Genomic DNA, 17,083 nt, shown 5'->3' on the forward strand with positions numbered 1-17,083 from the left:
GTCACACCGAAAAGCTGACATTGGCCTGACCGGTGCCAGAGCTGCCGAAATACGGGGTGTAAATGTCGATCTCACCCTTGTAGCTTCCCCACCCCAACGCACCAAACAGCAAAGCGGTGTCATTCATGGCGCATTCACCGGTGCATTTTTTTGCATAGTCCGGCAGCATTTCCAGAAACTCTTCAAATCGGCCCTGCCGCCACAGCTCCAGAACGCGCATGTCCATCTGGCGGTTGAACTCGCCATTCACGGCATTCAGCCCGTCGACCGAGCGTTCATTCGGCGTAAAGTCGTGGCTGAGCGAGCCGGACGCCAGAATGGATACATTGCGGTCCGAACGTCGGATACCCTCGGCAATGGCCTCGCCCCAGGCACGGTTTTCCGCAATCGACGAGAATTGATTGACCGCCACCGGCAAAACCCGGGCATTCACGCCATCATTGATGAAATGCATCGGCAGGAGGGTGCCGTATTCCATGCCCATGTCGGGGTGCGAATGGCCCAGCGCCCGCTCTCCCCGTTCGCGCAGAACGTCAAGGATGGTTGCCCCAAGTTCATGATCGCCGCGATAGTCGAACTCCATATCCGCCAACATATGCGGCAATTCGTGACTTATGAACCGGCCCTTGTGATGTTCCTTCGTGTTCAGGTGAAACCCTTGATTGGTGATCCAATGGGTGTCGAAAACGATGAACGTCTCGACCCCGCGGTCGATCGCGTCCTGACGCAGGCGTGCATATCCATCAATGGCGGATTGCCGGATGCCCTTGTACTTTGGCATCGTGTGGGACATCCAGATGCTGGGTACATGCGTGATCTTTGCGGCCTGTACTATCTTTCCCATGGCAATTCCTCCTCGTGTAATGGGCTTGCCCCAGCCGGGGTCGGCCTACGTGATCTATTTACCCAACTGCATGATCTTGTGCTGACCGGTGGCAAAGCCGATATGTTTCTGTTCCATATAGAATTCAAAGCTCCAGTCGCCGCCATCCCGGCCGATGCCGGACGCTTTGACCCCACCGAACGGCGTGGGCAGGTGTCGCACGTTCTCGGAATTCACCCAGATCATTCCAGCCTCCAGCTTGTCTGTAAACCGAAGCGCGCGGGTCAGATCATTGGTCCAGACATAGCCGGTCAGGCCATACGGCGTGTCGTTGGCGGTCTCCAGCGCCTCATCCTCGGTCGAGAACGGGATCGAGGTCAGGACAGGGCCAAATATCTCCTCACGCGCGATGCGCATCTGGTTGGTGGCATTGGTGAACAGGGTCGGCCGGACGAAATAGCCCGCATCCCCCACCGTGACGCCGCCAGCGGCGACAGTTGCGCCATCTTCCTTGGCGATGTCGAAATAGCTCGTGACCTTGGTGTAGTGTTCTTCGGTCACCAACGGCCCGATCTCGGTATCGGGGTCCAAGGGGTGGCCCACCTTGATGTTGTTGACGCGCTCAATCAATCTGGCTTCGAAGTCTTCCTTGATCGTGTCCTGCACCAAAAGCCGCGAAGACGAGGTGCAGCGCTCGCCATTGATCGAATAGATCATGAAGATCACGGCATCCAAAGCGCGGTCCAGATCCGCATCATCAAACACGACAACCGGGTTTTTTCCACCCAGTTCCAGATGGTTGCGCTTATGGGTATCTGCGCCTTGCTTGACGATCAGACTGCCGGTACGGCTTTCGCCCACAAAGGCAATGGCCTTGATCAGCGCATGCTCGCACAAAGCCTTGCCAGCGTCGGGGCCAAACCCGTTGACCGTGTTCAGCACACCTTTGGGCAGCCCTGCCTGTTCGGCGATTTCCACCAGAAGACGGGCCGTCAGAGGGGAATCCTCGGCGGGTTTGTGAACCACCGTGCAACCCGCAGCCAACGCAGGCGCGATCTTCCAGGTCGACAGCATGAACGGCGTGTTCCACGGGGTAATCACGCCAACCGGGCCGATCGGCACACGGGTCGTCACATTCATCAGCGTCGGAGACTTCAGGTGCTGCCCATCCCGCGCCTGAATCACCTGATCCGCGAAATACCGGAAGTTCTCTGCCCCGCGCAAAGCTGCCTTTGACATGAAGCGCAGGGTCTGCCCCGTGTCCCAACACTCGCACAGTGCGATTTCCTCGGCGCGCGCTTCAATGGCATCAGCCACATTCAACAAGATGCGACGGCGTTGGGTGGCGGGCATGTCTCTCCACTCTGCAAAGGCTGCGTGGGCGGCCTTGGCTGCCGCGTCAATGTCATCAGCCGTGCCATGGGCAACATCACAGATCACGGATTTATCGACGGGCGAGACCGACTGAAAAACTCCGGCGGATCCGTCCCGGTCTTCACCCGCGATACGGTTGCGGATGCCCGTTTCCCGGAACCGGTCCAGAAAGCCGTTCAGCTTTTCGATGTTTGTGTCCAGTGCGCTCATGCGTCAGGTCTCCTGCGTGGTCGCCGACAGGTGGTCGCGGATCGTACCGGCCTTGGGCGACAGCTTGGGGTCGATGTCACGCATCTCAAGCGAGAGCGCGATGGAATGCTGTGAAAAAACCGGCGCCAGGTATGTTTTGACCGCCTCGAATATGCGCTGTGTCGCATCTTCTTTGACATCCGCGGATCGGCCCGCCCGCAGGCGGATCGAGATATCAATGAACCCGTGCGCCGGGTTGCCGTCCGCTATGGCGAAATGATCGACCCGTGTCGCGCGCACACGAATACCGGGCATGGGAAAGGTCTCGATTCCAGCCGCCGTTGACCGAATGCACTCGCACAGGCCATCCATGTCGATCCTGTCTTCAAGATTGCCGGAATATTCGACATGGAAGTGAGGCATGGTCTCTCCTTTATTAGTTAACATGTTTAGTTTTTAATGCACCCCCTGTCAAGAGATTGCTTTGTTAATCTTTGCAATTCACGGAACGGCGTTCTAGAAGGCCGCATGAACACTCAAAGCCATTCCAAAAGCACTGCCCGGTCCCTTCCGATCGCGCTGTTGCGTGCCCGTGAAACCGTCATGGCTCCGATCCGGGATATGCTGCAAGGCATCCAACTGACCGAGCAGAAATGGCGCATCCTGCGCGTTCTGGACGAGTTGGGCGAAGTGGAGCAAAGCACCATCGCGCACGAGGCGTGCCTGCTGCTGCCCAGCGTGACCCGCATTTTGCGCACGATGGAGGCCGACGGCCAGATCACCCGCCGTCAGGACAGCAACGACAAACGCCGCACCATGGTCAAGATCACCGAAGCAGGAAGCGCCATCCTCAGGGAAAACCTGGCCACTTCACTTGCGATCTCCAGCAATATCGAAGCGCAGATGGGCAAGGAGAAGCTGGATCAGCTGCTGGATCTGCTCGAGGAGCTGCAAGCCATCAAAGTCTGACCCCGCCAGGTTCCGACGGGGTCGGTTGACCGCCTACAAAGTGGCAAGACCGGTATCCAGCGCCGACAGAATTTTGGCCACATCTTCCGAAGTGACGATCAGCGGCGGCGACAGAATGATGTTGTTGCCAGACACACGCACCATCACGCCATCTTCATATGCGGCTTTCTGAACCTGAAGCGGCAGGTGTTTTGCGACAGGCGCCTTGGTCGCCCGGTCCGAAACCAGTTCCAATGCACACATCAGTCCCTCGCCGCCCCGCACGTCCCCGATCGCGTCATGCTTGTCGGCCAGCTTTTGCAACCCGGCAAACAACTCGTCCCCGCGCGCAGCAGCATTTTCCCAGATCCTCAGCCGGTTGATCTCGGACAGGGCGGCCAAGGCCGCGGCCGCCCCGACCGGATGGCCAGAATAGGTGTACCCCTGATCCACGGACGCCAGGCCCGTGGTGTCACTTTCAAACACCTCTGCGACCGCACCGGAAATCATGGCCGCGCCAAAAGGGAAATACCCGTTGGTGATCGCCTTGGCCGTCGTCATGATGTCGGGCTGAACACCCCAGTGCCGCGCACCGCTCTCGCTGCCGGTACGACCAAAAGCGGTGATGATCTCGTCCGAGATCAGCAGGATGCCGTGTTTCGAACAGACCTCGCGCACCATGGGCATGAAGCTCTTGTGTGGCGGGATCACACCGCCCGCGCCCAGCACCGGTTCCATGATGAAGGCGGCAACAGTGTTTGCACCCTGAAAACCGATCTCGGCCTCAAGCGCCTTGACGCAAAGCTGCGCCAGACGCTCGGGGTCGGTTTCGTCAAACGGGTTGCGATAGGTCCACGGTGCGGGCACGTGGAAACAGCCGGGCATCATCGGCTCATACACCGCGCGGAATTTCTGGTTGCCGTTGACGGAAGCGGCGGCAAAATGGGTGCCGTGATAACCCTGCTTCAGGCTGATGAACTTGATGCGCCCTGCTTCACCCCGGACCTTGTGATATTGACGCGCAAGCTTCAGCGCAATTTCGACCGAATCCGACCCGCCCGACGTAAAGAATGAACGGGTCAGCCCGTCGGCCTCGAAGAACTGGGCCAGCTCATAGGACAGCTCGATCGCCTTGTCGTTGCTGGTGCCGCGAAAGGTCGAGTAATAGGGCAGCGCGTTCAGCTGATCCGCTATGGCCTGTTTCACCGGCTCACAGGAATAGCCCAGATTGACGTTCCACAGCCCCCCTACGGCGTCCAGCGCCGTGTGACCATCGACATCAGTGATGTTGACCCCTTCACCACCGCTGAGAATTGTCGGCGGGTTCTTCCGGCTGTCGGCGGGGTGCGCCATCGGGTGCCAGAAATACCGGGCGTTGTTTTCCTTCAGAAAGTTGGAGTCTTTCATGTCGCGGGTCTCCGAGTGTTGAATCCGCCCCGGGTCACGGGTGGAATCCGGTTGGAAAGGAGTCGGGCAACTGGCCGCCAAAACCAGCAGTCAGATCAACCGAAAGTGAATGCAGCGTCGACAGTATTGCCGGAAGGCGGTCGCTGGTTGCCCGGGTTTCCGGGACCGCTATCGCGATGGTTCCCAATGCGACCTGATCGATACCGAAGATCGGCGCGGCATATCCAAAAACACCTTCTTCGTAACTGCCACGGCTGTCGGCCCAGCCTGAAACTCTGATCTTTGCGACCCGTTCCCTGATAAGCTTCGGATCAGTAAGCGTGGCTTGCGTAAACCGTGCCTGCGCGTGCTGATCCAACTGCTCCAAAAGGTGAGCCGGCCCGAAACTGAGCATGCAAAGACCTGATGCCGTCGCATTGAGCGGAAGCATCTCGCTGGGATCCAGGCTGACACGGACACTGTGCAGCGTTGTTTCCACCACAAGCGCCGTCTGCAACCCCGTTTTCTCCAGCAAAGACAGATGCAGGGATTCGCCGACCACCTGCATGGCGGCCTGCATCTTTTGGCGCGCGCCCTCGATGCCGGGCCTGGCTATCGCTCGCAGCGCGGCCAAACGCAAAGCCGCCGGCCCGATCGCATAGGATTTCGTCATCGGATTCTGTTCGATCAACCCGAACTCCTCAAGCGCGCGCAGGTGACGCAATGCCGTTGCTTTGTTCAGCCCGGACAACCGCGCAAGGTGACTCAGCCCGATCTCTGGGCGGGCATTGGAAAAGTAGTCCAGCATTTTTAGGGCGTTAAGGGCTGTACCCATGTGCGTGTGGTCCTCTTACTCAGGTAATACTTGACAGAACTAACTTAACAAAGCAACATTATTATTGTTAACGCGGTTCAAATAATGAACCACTATCGGGAGGTGTCAATGAAGAAATTTCTAACAGCCGCCGCTTTTGCGGCTTCGGCCACTGCCGCACTGGCTGAATACCCTGAAAAGCCGGTAAGTTTTGTCGTCCCCTGGCCTCCGGGTGATCTGGAAGATGTCCTTACCCGGATGATCGCCGACGAATTCCAGGCCATGTACGGTGTGCCTGCCGCTGTGGTGAACAAACCCGGCGGCGGAGGCGGCCCATTCCCCGGCGCGGTCGAGGTGGCAACCGCTCCGGCGGATGGCTACACCATCGGCTCATTCGTCATCGGCGTACCTGTCATCGGTCCCGAAATCGGAATTCCCGAACTCAACCCGAATCCTTTTGATCCAATTGGCATCTTCCTGACCTATCCCTTCGTCATCGCGGCCAGCAAAGACGCGCCGTTTTCAAATTGGGAAGAACTGGCCGACTACGGCAAGGAAAATGACGTGGCGCTTGGCCATTTCGGATCGGTTCTGCCCCCCACTCAGGTCACATTTGCAGCTGCGGTCAGCAGCGGGTTCGACTTTGCCAGCGAAGCGGCATTCGACGCCCTGGATTGCAACACGCTGGCCTCAGGCGACGTGGATGTCATCAATACTACGCTACAGCTTATCCTTCCCTGCCTTGATCAGGTGAATGTCCTTGCCAGCATCGGCGGCGAGCGGATTTCACTGGTTCCGGACACGCCGACGATCGTGGAGCTCAATCCGGATCTGCCATTGGCCCTTTGGAACGGGCTGTTCGTGCACAAGGACACGCCCGCCGACGCGCGTGAAAAGATCTCGGCTGCCGCGCAGAAAGCGTTGTCCTCGGACAAAGCCAAAAAGCTGGCTGAGGAAACGGGCGCCTTGATCTACTGGCAGGACCCGGACGCTTCGAATGCTCAGATCGAGCAGGACAAAGCCTCTTTCGCCAAGATCGAAGAGATTCTGGGCGAATAATCCGAAACAGGCCCGGCCAGATCTAACAACGCCGGGTCTGTTTGATTCAAACAGGAGGCCAAAATGATAGCAAAGACGCTGCAAGACATGTTCCGACGGTATCGACGTCCTGGCGATATTGTCTTTGCTTTCCTTTTCTTCGGCTTCTCCCTGTTCCTTCTCAGCCAGATCGGCGCTGAGACTCAGGCCGTCAAACGAACCAAGTGGTTTGCGCAACCCGCCCTGTGGCCCAAGATCGCGATCTGGGGCATGGTTTTGTTCAGCGGTCTCCACTTGCTGGGCTCCGTCCTGTCCCCACGCATTCCCGGACGGTTGAGAGAGGTGACGTTCTGGTTGATGTCCCTCGAATACGTTGCCTACTTCCTGATCTATGTCGTGGCGGTTCCGTGGCTTGGATACCTGCCATCGACCATGCTTTTTGCAGCCCTGCTGACGATACGATTGGGGTTTCGATTGCCTGGGGCTTTTTGCGTTGCACTTGGCTTCGGCGCGGTCGTTGCAGTCGTTTTCCGCGCGTTGCTTCAGGTGAACATTCCTGCCGGTCGGATATACGAATACCTGCCCGACGGGCTGCGCGCCTTTGCGCTGACCTACCTGTGAGGCCAAGATGGACAATCTGATTTCCGGCTTTGCAATTCTGGCGCAGTGGCAGGTCGTTGTGGCGCTGATCATCGGATCGGTGGGCGGGGTCATCATCGGCGCGTTGCCCGGCGTCGGCGCTGCTGTCGCAATTGCCATCCTGCTGCCCGCCACCTTCGCGTTCGAGCCCATCGTCGGCCTGACCCTTCTGCTGGGCATCTACGGGTCGTCCATGTATGGCGGCGCAATCCCCGCCATCCTGATCAACACGCCCGGTACGGCCGTCAACGCATTGACCACCTATGACGGCTATCCCATGACCAAGCGCGGCGAGGGCCACCGGGCCCTGTCACTGGCCTATTCGGCGTCGTTCTTCGGCGGCATCTTCTCAATCCTCTGTCTGATCATCCTGTCGCCCGTATTGGCCTGGGTTGCTCCGCATTTCGGCAGCCGTGAGATTTTTCTGGCCGCACTCATGGGCATCCTTCTGGTGATCCTGGCCCATCGCGGTCAAACCTTCTCGGCCGCGATGCTGGCATTCTTCGGCATCTTCCTCAGCACCGTCGGTCTGGAACCCGTCAAATACACCAAACGTTTCACCTTTGACCAAACCTGGCTTTCGTCAGGTGTCGATCTGATCGTGGTGGTTCTTGGGCTGTTCGCCATCAGTCAGGCGCTGCTGTTGCTGGTCGACAAAGAACACGCGCCGGGCGAAGCCCATGTGCGCGGCAGCATCTTCGCGGGCCTCAAAGAGCTGCTGGGCCTGAAACGCATCGCGACGGTTTCGTCATCGCTGGGTGTGCTCATGGGCATGATACCGGGCACAGGCGAATTCACATCACAGTTCCTGTCATACACATACGCACAGAAAACCTCTGAGGACCCGGACAAATTCGGCGATGGGTCACCCGAAGGTCTGGTGGCGTCCGAGGCGGCCAACAATGCCGTCCCCGGGGCTGCGATGATTCCACTGCTGGCGCTGGGAATTCCAGGCGAGGCGCTGACCGCGATGATGCTGTCCGTCTTCTACGTTCACAACGTGATCCCCGGACCGCAGCTATTCGCCGACCAGATGGATTTTGTCATGGCGCTGTACATGTCGCTGATCCTGCTCAACGTGATCGTTCTGGTCTTTCTTTTGTTCTCGACCAACCTGCTGCTGAAGATCATTCAGATCCCGACGCGCTTTCTGGGGATCATGATCCTGACGCTGTCTTTTGTCGGGGTATTCAGCCTGCGCAACTCAGTCACGGACTGTGCCATTGCCGCCGGGTTCGGCGTGTTCGGGCTGATCCTGAAGCGCCTGAACCTGCCCATTGTTCCGATCATTCTGGGCATGGTTCTGGGCGGGATCATGGAAGTTAAACTGCGCAGCGCCATGGCGCGGGTGAAGTCGCCACTTGATTTCATCGACCGGCCGATTGCCGCAATGCTTTTCATCATGATCCTCGGAATCCTTCTGCTGCACGTTCGTTCGCTGATCAAGGAACACAAGGAACGTGTCAGACCGCAGCCGGTTCTCGACGAAGACTCAACTCAGCAAGGATAACCCCCATGGACCAATCCTCGATTGATGCGCTACGTGCGCAGGACATTGCTCCGCGCGGGCATTTCATTAACGGCCGCAGTCAGGATGGTGAAACCGGGGCCCGGCATCAGGTTCTGTCTCCGATCAACGGCCAACCTCTGGCGCTGATCGCCGAAGGCACACCGGCCGATGTCGATATGGCCGTGCGCGCGGCGCGCCTCGCGTTCGAGGATGGGCGATGGTCGCGCATGGCCCCTGCCGGCCGCAAGAAAGTGCTGCTGAAACTGGCTGACCTGATCGAGGCACGGGCGCTTGAACTGGCCGTGTTGGGCGTGCGCGACAACGGAACCGAGATCACCATGGCCTACAAGGCCGAGGCGCTCTCGGCGGCGGCCACTTTCCGGTATTATGCCGAGGCGATCGACAAGATCTACGGGCAGATCGCCCCGACAAACGGTGACGTTCTGGGTCTTGTGCATCACGCTCCGGTCGGGGTTGTCGGGGCCATCGTGCCCTGGAACTTTCCACTGATGATCGGCAGCTGGAAAATTGCACCGGCACTGGCCGCAGGCAATTCCGTCGTGCTGAAACCTGCCGAAAGCGCCTCACTCAGCCTGCTCAAGATTGCCGAGCTTGCCGCAGAAGCCGGAGTGCCCGATGGGGTGTTCAACGTCGTGACCGGGCGTGGCTCGGTCGTGGGTGAGGCGCTGGCCCTGTCGATGGATGTCGACATCATGGTGTTTACCGGGTCGGGCACAACCGGGCGGCGGCTGCTGGAATATTCCGCGCGGTCGAACCTGAAACGCTGCTATCTTGAACTGGGCGGTAAATCCCCGAACATCGTTTTTGCCGACGCCCCTGATCTGGCCGAAGCAGCCAAGGTTTCCGCGGCGGGCATCTTCCGCAACTCTGGTCAGGTCTGCGTTGCCGGATCGCGCCTGTTGGTCCAGCAAGAGATCTACGAGGACTTCGTGACCGAGATCAGCCGCCACGCCGAAGGCTTTCGCGTCGGCGACCCGCTGGATCTCAACAACCAGATCGGTGCGGTCCACAGCCTGCCAGAGCTTCAGGCCAATCTGGATTTCGTCACCAAGGCCGAGGCCGAAGGCGCCGAGCGCCGGACCGGCGGAAACCGCATCCTGACAGAGACCGGAGGCTATTACATGGCGCCGACCGTGATGGCCAACGTGAAAGAGACCGACACCCTGTTCCAGAATGAGGTCTTTGGCCCTGTTCTGGCCGTCACGCCCTTTGCCGACGAAGACGAAGCGCTGCGCCTTGCCAATGCCACCGTATTTGGGCTGGCCGGTGGTGTCTGGACCTCGAACCTCAGCCGCGCGCATCGCATGGTGGCCGGCATTCGCGCCGGCGTTGTTCATGTCAATACGTATGGCGGTGCCGACCTGACCGTTCCGCTGGGCGGCGTTCGCCAATCCGGCAACGGGCACGACAAATCGCTGCACGCGATCGAGAAATACTTCGATCTGAAAACCGCCTGGATAAAACTCTGAAAAAAGGCCGCCCGCATGACCCTTCCAGCAAAATCCGCGGAACTCATTGAACGCAGGGCCCGGTTTCTGGGGCCCAATGTATCGACCTTCTATGACGAACCCGTTCATTTCGTGAAAGGTGAAGGCGTCTGGCTGTGGGATGCGGACGGGCGCAAGTATCTGGATTGCTACAACAACGTGCCTCATGTGGGGCATTGCAACCCGCGCGTGGTCGAGGCGATCTGTCGTCAGGCGCGCACGCTCAACACGCACACCCGGTATCTGCATGACGGGATTCTGGACTATGTGGAAAAACTGACCGGAACGATGGACGACTCCCTGGATACGGCCATCCTCACCTGTACCGGCTCCGAGGCAAATGACATTGCTCTGCGAATGGCCGAGGCGATGACCGGAAAACGAGGGATCATTGCCACCGACGCCACCTATCACGGCAATACCGCGCTGGTCAGCCAGTTGAGCAGATCGAACATTCCGACGGTCGGTTTCGGTCTGGGCCGGTATTTCCGCTTTGTCAGCGCACCCGACAGCTATCGCCATCCCGACCCGGACGGGTCAAAATTCGCCGATGCCGTGGCGGAACAGATTGCGGAACACGAAAAGGCCGGCACCGGTTTTGCCGCATTGATCCTCTGCCCTTATTTTCTGAACGAGGGGTTTCCCGAAAATCCGGACGGTTGGCTGGCACCCACGGCCAAGGTCGTCCGCCAGGCCGGGGGCCTGTTGATCTGCGACGAGGTGCAATCAGGCTTTGGCCGAACCGGCACCCACATGTGGGCGCATCAGAAGTTGGGCGTTGTGCCGGATGTCATGACCTTGGGCAAACCCATGGCCAACGGCCATCCGGTGGGCGGCGTGGTCACAGGTTCCGAGATCATTTCGGCATTCCGCAAGGGATATCGGTACTTCAACACGTTTGGCGGAAACCCTGTTTCCTGTGCTGCCGCGATGGCGGTTTTGGACGAGATCGAAGACCAGAGCCTGGTCGCACATGCCAGATCCGTTGGCGACCATGCGCGAAAACGGCTGAACCTTTTGAAAGAAAAATATGACGTCATCGGAGACATACGCGGCTCGGGGCTGATATTCGGGGCTGAAATGGTCCTTGATCGCGACAGCAAGGAACCCGCCGGTGAATTCACTGACCGTATCATCAACGCCATGCGCCAGCGCGGGATCATTCACTCCAAGCTTGGGCGTCACAAGAATACTCTGAAAATTCGCCCGCCCATGCCATTCTCTGTCGAAAACGCGGATCTTCTTTTCGACACGCTGGACGACGTGTTGGCGGAAACGCCGCTGGTGGCATGAAGCAGATCGTGGAACATGCGCTGTCCCTTTGGGGGCTGGCTGATGGCCAGGCGTCTCTTGTGGCGGCTCGGGAAAACCGCGTCTATCGCGTTCAGGCAGGCCAGACCGCCTATGCCCTGAGACTGCATCGCAAGGGCTTGCGAACGGATGCCGAACTCCGGTCAGAGCTACAGTGGATGGCTGTTCTCGGCAAAAACGGGGTCCGGGTTCCAACGCCCGTTCCGGCCGCAGATGGGCGCTATCTGCATCTGGTGGACGGTATTCAGGTCGACATACTCGACTGGTTGCCGGGCCGCCCTCTGGGTGCGACAGGACAGGCTTTGACGCATCAGGACAGGACAGGCGTCTTTTGCTCAATCGGCCGGGAAATGGCACGGCTGCACCACATCAGCGACCAATGGACACCTCCTCAGGACTTCGTGCGTTGGTCATGGGATCGCAGCGGGTTGCTTGGAGACGCCCCTGTCTGGGGTCGTTTCTGGGAAAACCCAACGCTTGGAAAAACGGACCGGGCCCTTTTCCTGGCGTTCCGGGATATCGCAGATCGTGACCTTCGGCGCGCGGAAAATCAGTTGGATTACGGCCTGATCCACGCCGATCTTGTCCGCGAAAACGTCATGGTTGACGGTGACAAACTGTGGCTGATTGATTTCGACGATGCCGGGTTCGGTTTTCGCCTGTTTGATATCGCAACGACGCTTCTCAAGAACCTGCACGAACCTGATTTCAACCGGCTGCGCGGTGCTTTGCTGGCGGGGTATCGATCTGAGCGACCGATCTGTACCCAACAACTCGACCTACTCATGGCACTGCGCGCCGTAACCTATGTGGGATGGGTTGCATCCCGCCTGAACGAAGATGGATCGGGCATACGCAATGAGCGGTTCGTTGAAACCGCCCGGGCGTTGATGTCCCAATACCTTCAACAGCACACTTAGACAGGAGGCACCGATGGCCGAAAAGACAATCCTGCTGATTGGTACGTATGATACCAAAGAGCCCGAAATGCGGTTCATCGAAAAGGCGGTCAGAGCGCAGGGCGCTGACGTGCTGACCATGGATGTATCGGTTCTGGGTGATCCGTCCGAACCGACGGAGATCTCGAAACACGACGTTGCCGCTGCCGGTGGCATGACAATAGAACAGGTCATCGCGCAAAGAGACGAGAACAAAGCCTTTCGCGTGATGTCCGCAGGGGCCGCAAAAGTTGTTGCACAAGCCTATTCAGAAGGTCGATTTGACGGGATGCTGGCCACGGGCGGAACCATGGGCACAGACCTTGCGCTGGATTGTGCGCAGGCTTTGCCGATGGGCGTTCCCAAATATATCGTGTCAACGGTCAGCTTCTCGCCTCTGATCCCTCCGCATCGGTTGGCGCCGGATGTTCAGATGATCCTGTGGGCCGGCGGCCTGTATGGCATGAATTCGATCTGTAAATCGTCGCTCAGCCAGGCTGCCGGGGCCGTCGTGGGCGCAGCCAGGGCAGCGACCGCACCCGATCGCAGCAAACCTCTGATCGGGATGACCAGCCTTGGTTCGTCCTGCCTGCGCTACATGAAAATTCTGAAACCGGCACTGGAAGACCGCGGCTTTGAAGTGGCCGTGTTCCACTCTACCGGAATGGGCGGCATGGCCTATGAAAAACTGGCGGGCGAAGGCGCGTTTGCCTGCGTGATGGACTTCTGCATGCAGGAATTTGGCAACCTGATGGCGGGCTCTGTCGTGTCCAGCGGCGATGACCGGGTCACCAATGCCGGGCGCGTAGGAACGCCCCAGATGGTGGCACCCGGTGCGCTGGATCTATTGGATTTTGCGGGCTGGCAGGACATCCCCGAACAATATGCCGATCGCCCGTTCCACGAACACAACCGCCTGATCAAAAGCTCGGTCTTCAACGGCGCCGAGCGGCGCGCCTGGATTCGGGAACTCGCCAACCGTCTGGAAGCCGCAACCGGGCCGGTGCATTTCTTTTTGCCCGTTCAGGGTGTCGAGGCCTGGGACAGGGAAGGCGAAGAGGCGCATGATCCAGAGGCTCTGGCAGAAATGGTGGACGAGGCGCGCAAGGTCATGCCTGGCCGGGTGCCGATGACCGAGCTGGATGTTCACATCAACGACGCGGCTTTCTGCGAAGCTGTTCTGTCACGATTTGACACGTGGTTGGAAACCGGCGTCATCTGAACAGACTGAACGCCATTGGCAGCATCGGGAAAGGGAAAAACAACCCTGCGCGTTGTCTTACAGCGAATGGGGGCACCTGTCCGGGTTGTGCAGGTCGGTTCCGTGACCCTCGGGCACCCAGTCCTCAGGCGGACGGTTGCAGAACGTGTTAGGGTTGTCTTCGTCCATCCCGGCCCGGTGCAAGCTGCGCCACGCGGACCGGATCAGAATGACCGGTCCTTCATTGGATGTTGCGCCAAAAGCGTCTCCACAACGTTTTGAACGATGGGATGATCGGCCTGCCCCCACCCTCAAGACGATCAATCAGCGAAGGGCGTTTCTTGACCAATTGATCCATCCTGTAGCCGGGTACGGGCCCGTATCGCTGCTGGTGGCAAATTTTTTATGGATGTTGGATCCAATATCCTTTATTCGTGGTCGCATCTTTGATTCAGGGAGGATCACATGCTCAAGAAACTCGTCGCTTTGGCGGCCTTCACCACTTTCACAACAGGTCCTGCGATGGCGGACACGCTCGACGATGTCGTGGATCGCGGCACTCTTCGCTGCGGCGTTGTTCTAGACTTTCCGCCGATCGGGTATCGCGACGCCAACAACGAACCGGCGGGTTTTGACGTGGATTACTGCAATGATCTGGCCGCGGCGCTTGAAGTTGAGGCGGAAATCCTGCCTTTGACCTGGGCCGAACGCCTGCCGGTCATCGTGACCGGGCGCGCCGACGTCGTGTTCGGCGCAACCTCGGACAGCCTTGAACGGGCGCGGACCGTGGGCTTCAGCATTCCCTATGCAATCTACTATGCGCAAGGCGTCGTGAACGCGGACAGCGGGATCGAAACCTTCGAAGACATCCGCGGCAAACGCGTCGCCGCCGCGATTGGCACCGTGCCGGAACAGGAATGGCTGAAGATTGCCGCCGAATGGGGTGAGGAAGGCAATTATCAGGGCTACCAGTCGGAAAACGAGGTGTTTCTGGCGGTCGCGCAGGGCAAGGCCGATATCGGCATCACCACCAACACCGCCGTTCTGCCGATCACCCAGCAGTATGAAACCGTGCTGGCCGGCCCCCGTATGCCCTGGACCACCGACTACACCTCGGTCGTGGGCAAACGACAGGACGTCACCTGGCTGAATTTCCTGAACCTGTTTGTCACGCATCAGGTGCGTTCGGGCCGGTACCAGGACCTGTGGGGCAAATATGTCGGAGGCGAAGCCCCCGAGCTGCGCATCCCCGGCGTGATGTACTGATTTCACCCCCCAGTGCTCTTTCGTCTGGTTTCGGCCGGGCGAAAGAGCCGGTCAATTCGGAAAAAACCCGTGTTCGATTACAACTTCCACTGGCGGCCGGTCATGAAAAGCTTGCCGGACTTGCTTGAGGCATCGCTGCTGACCTTGCAAGTCGCGGTGCTGGCGATGATCCTGGGCATCCTCTTCGGTCTGTGTCTTGCGCTGACGCGGCTGCACCTGAAGGGGCCTCTGTACTGGTTCGCCTCGGCCTGGGTCGAACTGGCCCGAAACACGCCCGCCCTGTTTCAGCTGTTCTTTTTCGGCTTCGGGCTTGGCGCATTCGGCCTGCACCTGTCGCCTTACTTCATCGTGCTGGCAGGTTTGACCTTCAATTGCGCCGGCTATCTGGCCGAAAACTTTCGCGGAGGCTTCCAGGCCGTCCCCGAGACGCAGTTGCGGGCCTCTCGTTCCCTGGGCATGACCGCGTGGCAGGCTTACACACGCGTGGTGATCCCGCAGGTGTTTCGCATCGTCTATCACCCGATCACCAATCAGATGGTCTGGGCCGTGCTCATGTCCTCGCTGGGCATGCTGGTCGGTTTCCGCGAGCTGTCAGGCGAGACGCAGTTCTTTGCCTCGCGCACCTTCCGCATCTTTGAATATTTCGCCGTCACCGCGGTCATCTACTACGTGATCGTCAAAATCATTCTCGGAGCCTCACGCCTGCTGGCGACCCGGCTCTTTCGCTACTGAAGGACGCTCGGATGGAACCCACTGTCAGCTTTTTCAGCGGCTTCACCATCAATGATCTGTGGTTTCTGGGCGAAGCGGCCCTGCGGACACTCTGGATTTCGGTTCTGTCGATATCCATCGGAACGCTTCTTGGCGTGGTATGCGGGTGGATCCTGTACGAGGGCAAGCTGGCCGCAGCCCTGACAGTGGCCCCGTTTCTGGATGTTTTCCGTTCCGTCCCGCTGATCATCCAACTGGTGCTGTTCTACAACTTTGCGCCCATTGTCGGGCTCAATCTGGACCCCTTCGCCTCGGGCGTGGTGATCCTGTCGATCTACACGGCCGCATTGGTTGCGAATGTCGCACGCGGCGGGATCGAGGCCGTCGGTGCGCCGATGCGCCGTGCCGCGCGCAGTCTGGGCATGACCTATTGGCAGGATCTGCGCTATGTCGTCTTCCCGATTGGCGGGCGCGCGGTGTTCCCGGCCTGGGTCGGTGTCGCACTGGGAGTGATGAAGGACAGCGCGTTGGTTTCGGTGCTGGGCTATGTCGAATTGCTCAAGGCCAGTCAGATCCTGATCACCCGGACGCAGGAACCTTTCCTGATCCTGACAATCGCGGGCGCGTTCTATTTCGCGCTCAGCTATCCGATTTCGCGCTATTCCGCGTCTCTTGAAAAAAGGTGGGCCCAATGATCGAAATTCGCGACCTGCACAAGTATTTCGGCGCGCTGCATGTGCTGAAGGGCATCGATCTGGATGTGCAGAAAGGAGAGGTCCTGTCGGTGATCGGCGCATCGGGCTCCGGCAAATCGACCCTGCTTTATTGCATCAACGGGCTGGAACCGATCCAGCAAGGCTCGGTCAGGGTGGATGGCACTGATGTTCATGCCAAGGGCACCGACATCAACAAGCTGCGCACAAAGCTGGGAATGGTGTTTCAGCAATGGAACAGCTTTCCCCACCTGACCGCATTGGAAAACGTCGCGCTGGCCCCCAAGATCGTCAAGGGACTGTCAAAATCAGAAGCCCGCGACATCGCCGCCCGCCAACTGACCCATGTTGGCCTGGGCGAAAAGCTGGGCGTCTACCCATCTGCCCTTTCGGGTGGCCAGCAACAGCGTCTGGCCATCGCCCGCGCGCTGGCGATGGAGCCGGAATACATGCTGTTTGATGAGGCGACGTCAGCGCTGGATCCCGAACTGGTGGGCGAGGTTCTCGACACGATGCGCCTTTTGGCCGAAGAAGGGATGACCATGATCTGTGTCACGCACGAGATGGGTTTCGCACGCGATGTGTCGGACCGGGTTGCTTTCTTCCATCAGGGCGTGATGGAAGAGATCGGTCCGCCCGGGCAGATATTCGGTGATGCGCAATCCGAACATACCCGTAAATTCCTTGCCAACGTGCGCTGAGTGCACCGGCCCC

The 17,083-nt window shown here is 59.0% G+C and carries 17 protein-coding genes; 12 read left to right on the plus strand and 5 right to left on the minus strand.

The window, feature by feature from the left end:
* Position 1: 1 nt before the first annotated feature.
* The 3 genes from hpaD to ACR0A2_RS15345 are packed head-to-tail and all read right to left on the minus strand — an operon-like array spanning position 2 to position 2,809.
* Positions 2-844: a 3,4-dihydroxyphenylacetate 2,3-dioxygenase gene (gene hpaD / locus ACR0A2_RS15335; protein ID WP_480446905.1), complete on the minus strand. Its 843-nt coding sequence runs from the start codon at positions 842-844 to the stop codon at positions 2-4.
* A gap of 54 nt (positions 845-898) precedes the next feature.
* A complete protein-coding gene (gene hpaE, locus ACR0A2_RS15340; RefSeq protein WP_152460582.1) occupies positions 899-2,407 on the minus strand; it encodes a 5-carboxymethyl-2-hydroxymuconate semialdehyde dehydrogenase in 1,509 nt (502 codons plus the stop codon).
* 3 nt (positions 2,408-2,410) lie between these two features.
* Positions 2,411-2,809, minus strand: coding sequence for a 5-carboxymethyl-2-hydroxymuconate Delta-isomerase (locus tag ACR0A2_RS15345; protein ID WP_480835899.1), 399 nt, complete (start codon positions 2,807-2,809; stop codon positions 2,411-2,413).
* A gap of 105 nt (positions 2,810-2,914) precedes the next feature.
* On the opposite strand from ACR0A2_RS15345, the gene hpaR reads away from it, so the two are divergent.
* Positions 2,915-3,355 (plus strand): homoprotocatechuate degradation operon regulator HpaR, encoded by a 441-nt coding sequence (gene hpaR, locus ACR0A2_RS15350; protein ID WP_171233309.1) that lies wholly within the window; start codon positions 2,915-2,917, stop codon positions 3,353-3,355.
* A 33-nt stretch (positions 3,356-3,388) separates the two neighbouring features.
* Here hpaR and ACR0A2_RS15355 read toward each other — a convergent pair whose 3' ends face one another.
* Together ACR0A2_RS15355 and ACR0A2_RS15360 are read right to left on the minus strand one after the other, a co-directional pair.
* Positions 3,389-4,741 carry an aminotransferase class III-fold pyridoxal phosphate-dependent enzyme gene (locus ACR0A2_RS15355; RefSeq protein WP_480446902.1) on the minus strand — a complete coding sequence of 451 codons (1,353 nt, stop codon included), beginning with the start codon at positions 4,739-4,741 and terminating at the stop codon, positions 3,389-3,391.
* A 34-nt stretch (positions 4,742-4,775) separates the two neighbouring features.
* Complete coding sequence (locus tag ACR0A2_RS15360; RefSeq protein ID WP_480835900.1) at positions 4,776-5,555, minus strand: IclR family transcriptional regulator; 780 nt, start codon at positions 5,553-5,555, stop codon at positions 4,776-4,778.
* A gap of 108 nt (positions 5,556-5,663) precedes the next feature.
* Between ACR0A2_RS15360 and ACR0A2_RS15365 the strand changes: the two genes are divergently transcribed.
* The 11 genes from ACR0A2_RS15365 to ACR0A2_RS15415 all read left to right on the plus strand — a co-directional run bounded on the left by ACR0A2_RS15365 (position 5,664) and on the right by ACR0A2_RS15415 (position 17,070).
* Positions 5,664-6,593, plus strand: a complete 930-nt coding sequence (locus ACR0A2_RS15365) for a tripartite tricarboxylate transporter substrate binding protein (protein ID WP_152460587.1) — start codon at positions 5,664-5,666, stop codon at positions 6,591-6,593.
* Positions 6,594-6,656: 63 nt separating this feature from the next.
* Positions 6,657-7,193: a tripartite tricarboxylate transporter TctB family protein gene (locus ACR0A2_RS15370; protein WP_480835901.1), complete on the plus strand. Its 537-nt coding sequence runs from the start codon at positions 6,657-6,659 to the stop codon at positions 7,191-7,193.
* 7 nt (positions 7,194-7,200) lie between these two features.
* Positions 7,201-8,721, plus strand: coding sequence for a tripartite tricarboxylate transporter permease (locus ACR0A2_RS15375; RefSeq protein WP_171640792.1), 1,521 nt, complete (start codon positions 7,201-7,203; stop codon positions 8,719-8,721).
* A 5-nt stretch (positions 8,722-8,726) separates the two neighbouring features.
* Complete coding sequence (locus tag ACR0A2_RS15380; protein WP_480835903.1) at positions 8,727-10,211, plus strand: aldehyde dehydrogenase; 1,485 nt, start codon at positions 8,727-8,729, stop codon at positions 10,209-10,211.
* 15 nt (positions 10,212-10,226) lie between these two features.
* Entirely contained in the window at positions 10,227-11,522 is a 1,296-nt protein-coding gene (locus ACR0A2_RS15385; RefSeq protein WP_480835904.1) for an aspartate aminotransferase family protein, read from the plus strand.
* On the plus strand, positions 11,519-12,460 hold the full coding sequence (locus tag ACR0A2_RS15390; protein WP_480835905.1) for a homoserine kinase: 942 nt from the start codon (positions 11,519-11,521) through the stop codon (positions 12,458-12,460). The genes ACR0A2_RS15385 and ACR0A2_RS15390 overlap by 4 nt, the downstream gene beginning before the upstream one ends.
* 13 nt (positions 12,461-12,473) lie before the next feature.
* On the plus strand, positions 12,474-13,700 hold the full coding sequence (locus ACR0A2_RS15395; protein WP_480835907.1) for a Tm-1-like ATP-binding domain-containing protein: 1,227 nt from the start codon (positions 12,474-12,476) through the stop codon (positions 13,698-13,700).
* Positions 13,701-14,144: 444 nt separating this feature from the next.
* Positions 14,145-14,945: a transporter substrate-binding domain-containing protein gene (locus ACR0A2_RS15400; protein WP_171229353.1), complete on the plus strand. Its 801-nt coding sequence runs from the start codon at positions 14,145-14,147 to the stop codon at positions 14,943-14,945.
* A gap of 69 nt (positions 14,946-15,014) precedes the next feature.
* Positions 15,015-15,677 carry an amino acid ABC transporter permease gene (locus tag ACR0A2_RS15405; RefSeq protein WP_480835909.1) on the plus strand — a complete coding sequence of 221 codons (663 nt, stop codon included), beginning with the start codon at positions 15,015-15,017 and terminating at the stop codon, positions 15,675-15,677.
* Positions 15,678-15,688: 11 nt separating this feature from the next.
* On the plus strand, positions 15,689-16,351 hold the full coding sequence (locus ACR0A2_RS15410) for an amino acid ABC transporter permease (RefSeq protein ID WP_152460596.1): 663 nt from the start codon (positions 15,689-15,691) through the stop codon (positions 16,349-16,351).
* Complete coding sequence (locus ACR0A2_RS15415) at positions 16,348-17,070, plus strand: amino acid ABC transporter ATP-binding protein (protein WP_152460597.1); 723 nt, start codon at positions 16,348-16,350, stop codon at positions 17,068-17,070. Before ACR0A2_RS15410 ends, ACR0A2_RS15415 begins: the two co-directional genes overlap by 4 nt.
* The last annotated feature ends 13 nt before the right edge of the window (positions 17,071-17,083 follow it).

Source organism: Ruegeria sp. H8, from assembly GCF_056532905.1.

Excerpts from the sequence above, each read along its gene's own strand:
- hpaD (WP_480446905.1), bottom strand. The coding sequence starts at position 844 with ATGGGAAAGATAGTACAGGCCGCAAAGATCACGCATGTACCCAGCATC.
- hpaE (WP_152460582.1), bottom strand. The coding sequence starts at position 2,407 with ATGAGCGCACTGGACACAAACATCGAAAAGCTGAACGGCTTTCTGGAC.
- ACR0A2_RS15345 (WP_480835899.1), bottom strand. The coding sequence starts at position 2,809 with ATGCCTCACTTCCATGTCGAATATTCCGGCAATCTTGAAGACAGGATC.
- hpaR (WP_171233309.1), top strand. The coding sequence starts at position 2,915 with ATGAACACTCAAAGCCATTCCAAAAGCACTGCCCGGTCCCTTCCGATC.
- ACR0A2_RS15355 (WP_480446902.1), bottom strand. The coding sequence starts at position 4,741 with ATGAAAGACTCCAACTTTCTGAAGGAAAACAACGCCCGGTATTTCTGG.
- ACR0A2_RS15360 (WP_480835900.1), bottom strand. The coding sequence starts at position 5,555 with ATGGGTACAGCCCTTAACGCCCTAAAAATGCTGGACTACTTTTCCAAT.
- ACR0A2_RS15365 (WP_152460587.1), top strand. The coding sequence starts at position 5,664 with ATGAAGAAATTTCTAACAGCCGCCGCTTTTGCGGCTTCGGCCACTGCC.
- ACR0A2_RS15370 (WP_480835901.1), top strand. The coding sequence starts at position 6,657 with ATGATAGCAAAGACGCTGCAAGACATGTTCCGACGGTATCGACGTCCT.
- ACR0A2_RS15375 (WP_171640792.1), top strand. The coding sequence starts at position 7,201 with ATGGACAATCTGATTTCCGGCTTTGCAATTCTGGCGCAGTGGCAGGTC.
- ACR0A2_RS15380 (WP_480835903.1), top strand. The coding sequence starts at position 8,727 with ATGGACCAATCCTCGATTGATGCGCTACGTGCGCAGGACATTGCTCCG.
- ACR0A2_RS15385 (WP_480835904.1), top strand. The coding sequence starts at position 10,227 with ATGACCCTTCCAGCAAAATCCGCGGAACTCATTGAACGCAGGGCCCGG.
- ACR0A2_RS15390 (WP_480835905.1), top strand. The coding sequence starts at position 11,519 with ATGAAGCAGATCGTGGAACATGCGCTGTCCCTTTGGGGGCTGGCTGAT.
- ACR0A2_RS15395 (WP_480835907.1), top strand. The coding sequence starts at position 12,474 with ATGGCCGAAAAGACAATCCTGCTGATTGGTACGTATGATACCAAAGAG.
- ACR0A2_RS15400 (WP_171229353.1), top strand. The coding sequence starts at position 14,145 with ATGCTCAAGAAACTCGTCGCTTTGGCGGCCTTCACCACTTTCACAACA.
- ACR0A2_RS15410 (WP_152460596.1), top strand. The coding sequence starts at position 15,689 with ATGGAACCCACTGTCAGCTTTTTCAGCGGCTTCACCATCAATGATCTG.
- ACR0A2_RS15415 (WP_152460597.1), top strand. The coding sequence starts at position 16,348 with ATGATCGAAATTCGCGACCTGCACAAGTATTTCGGCGCGCTGCATGTG.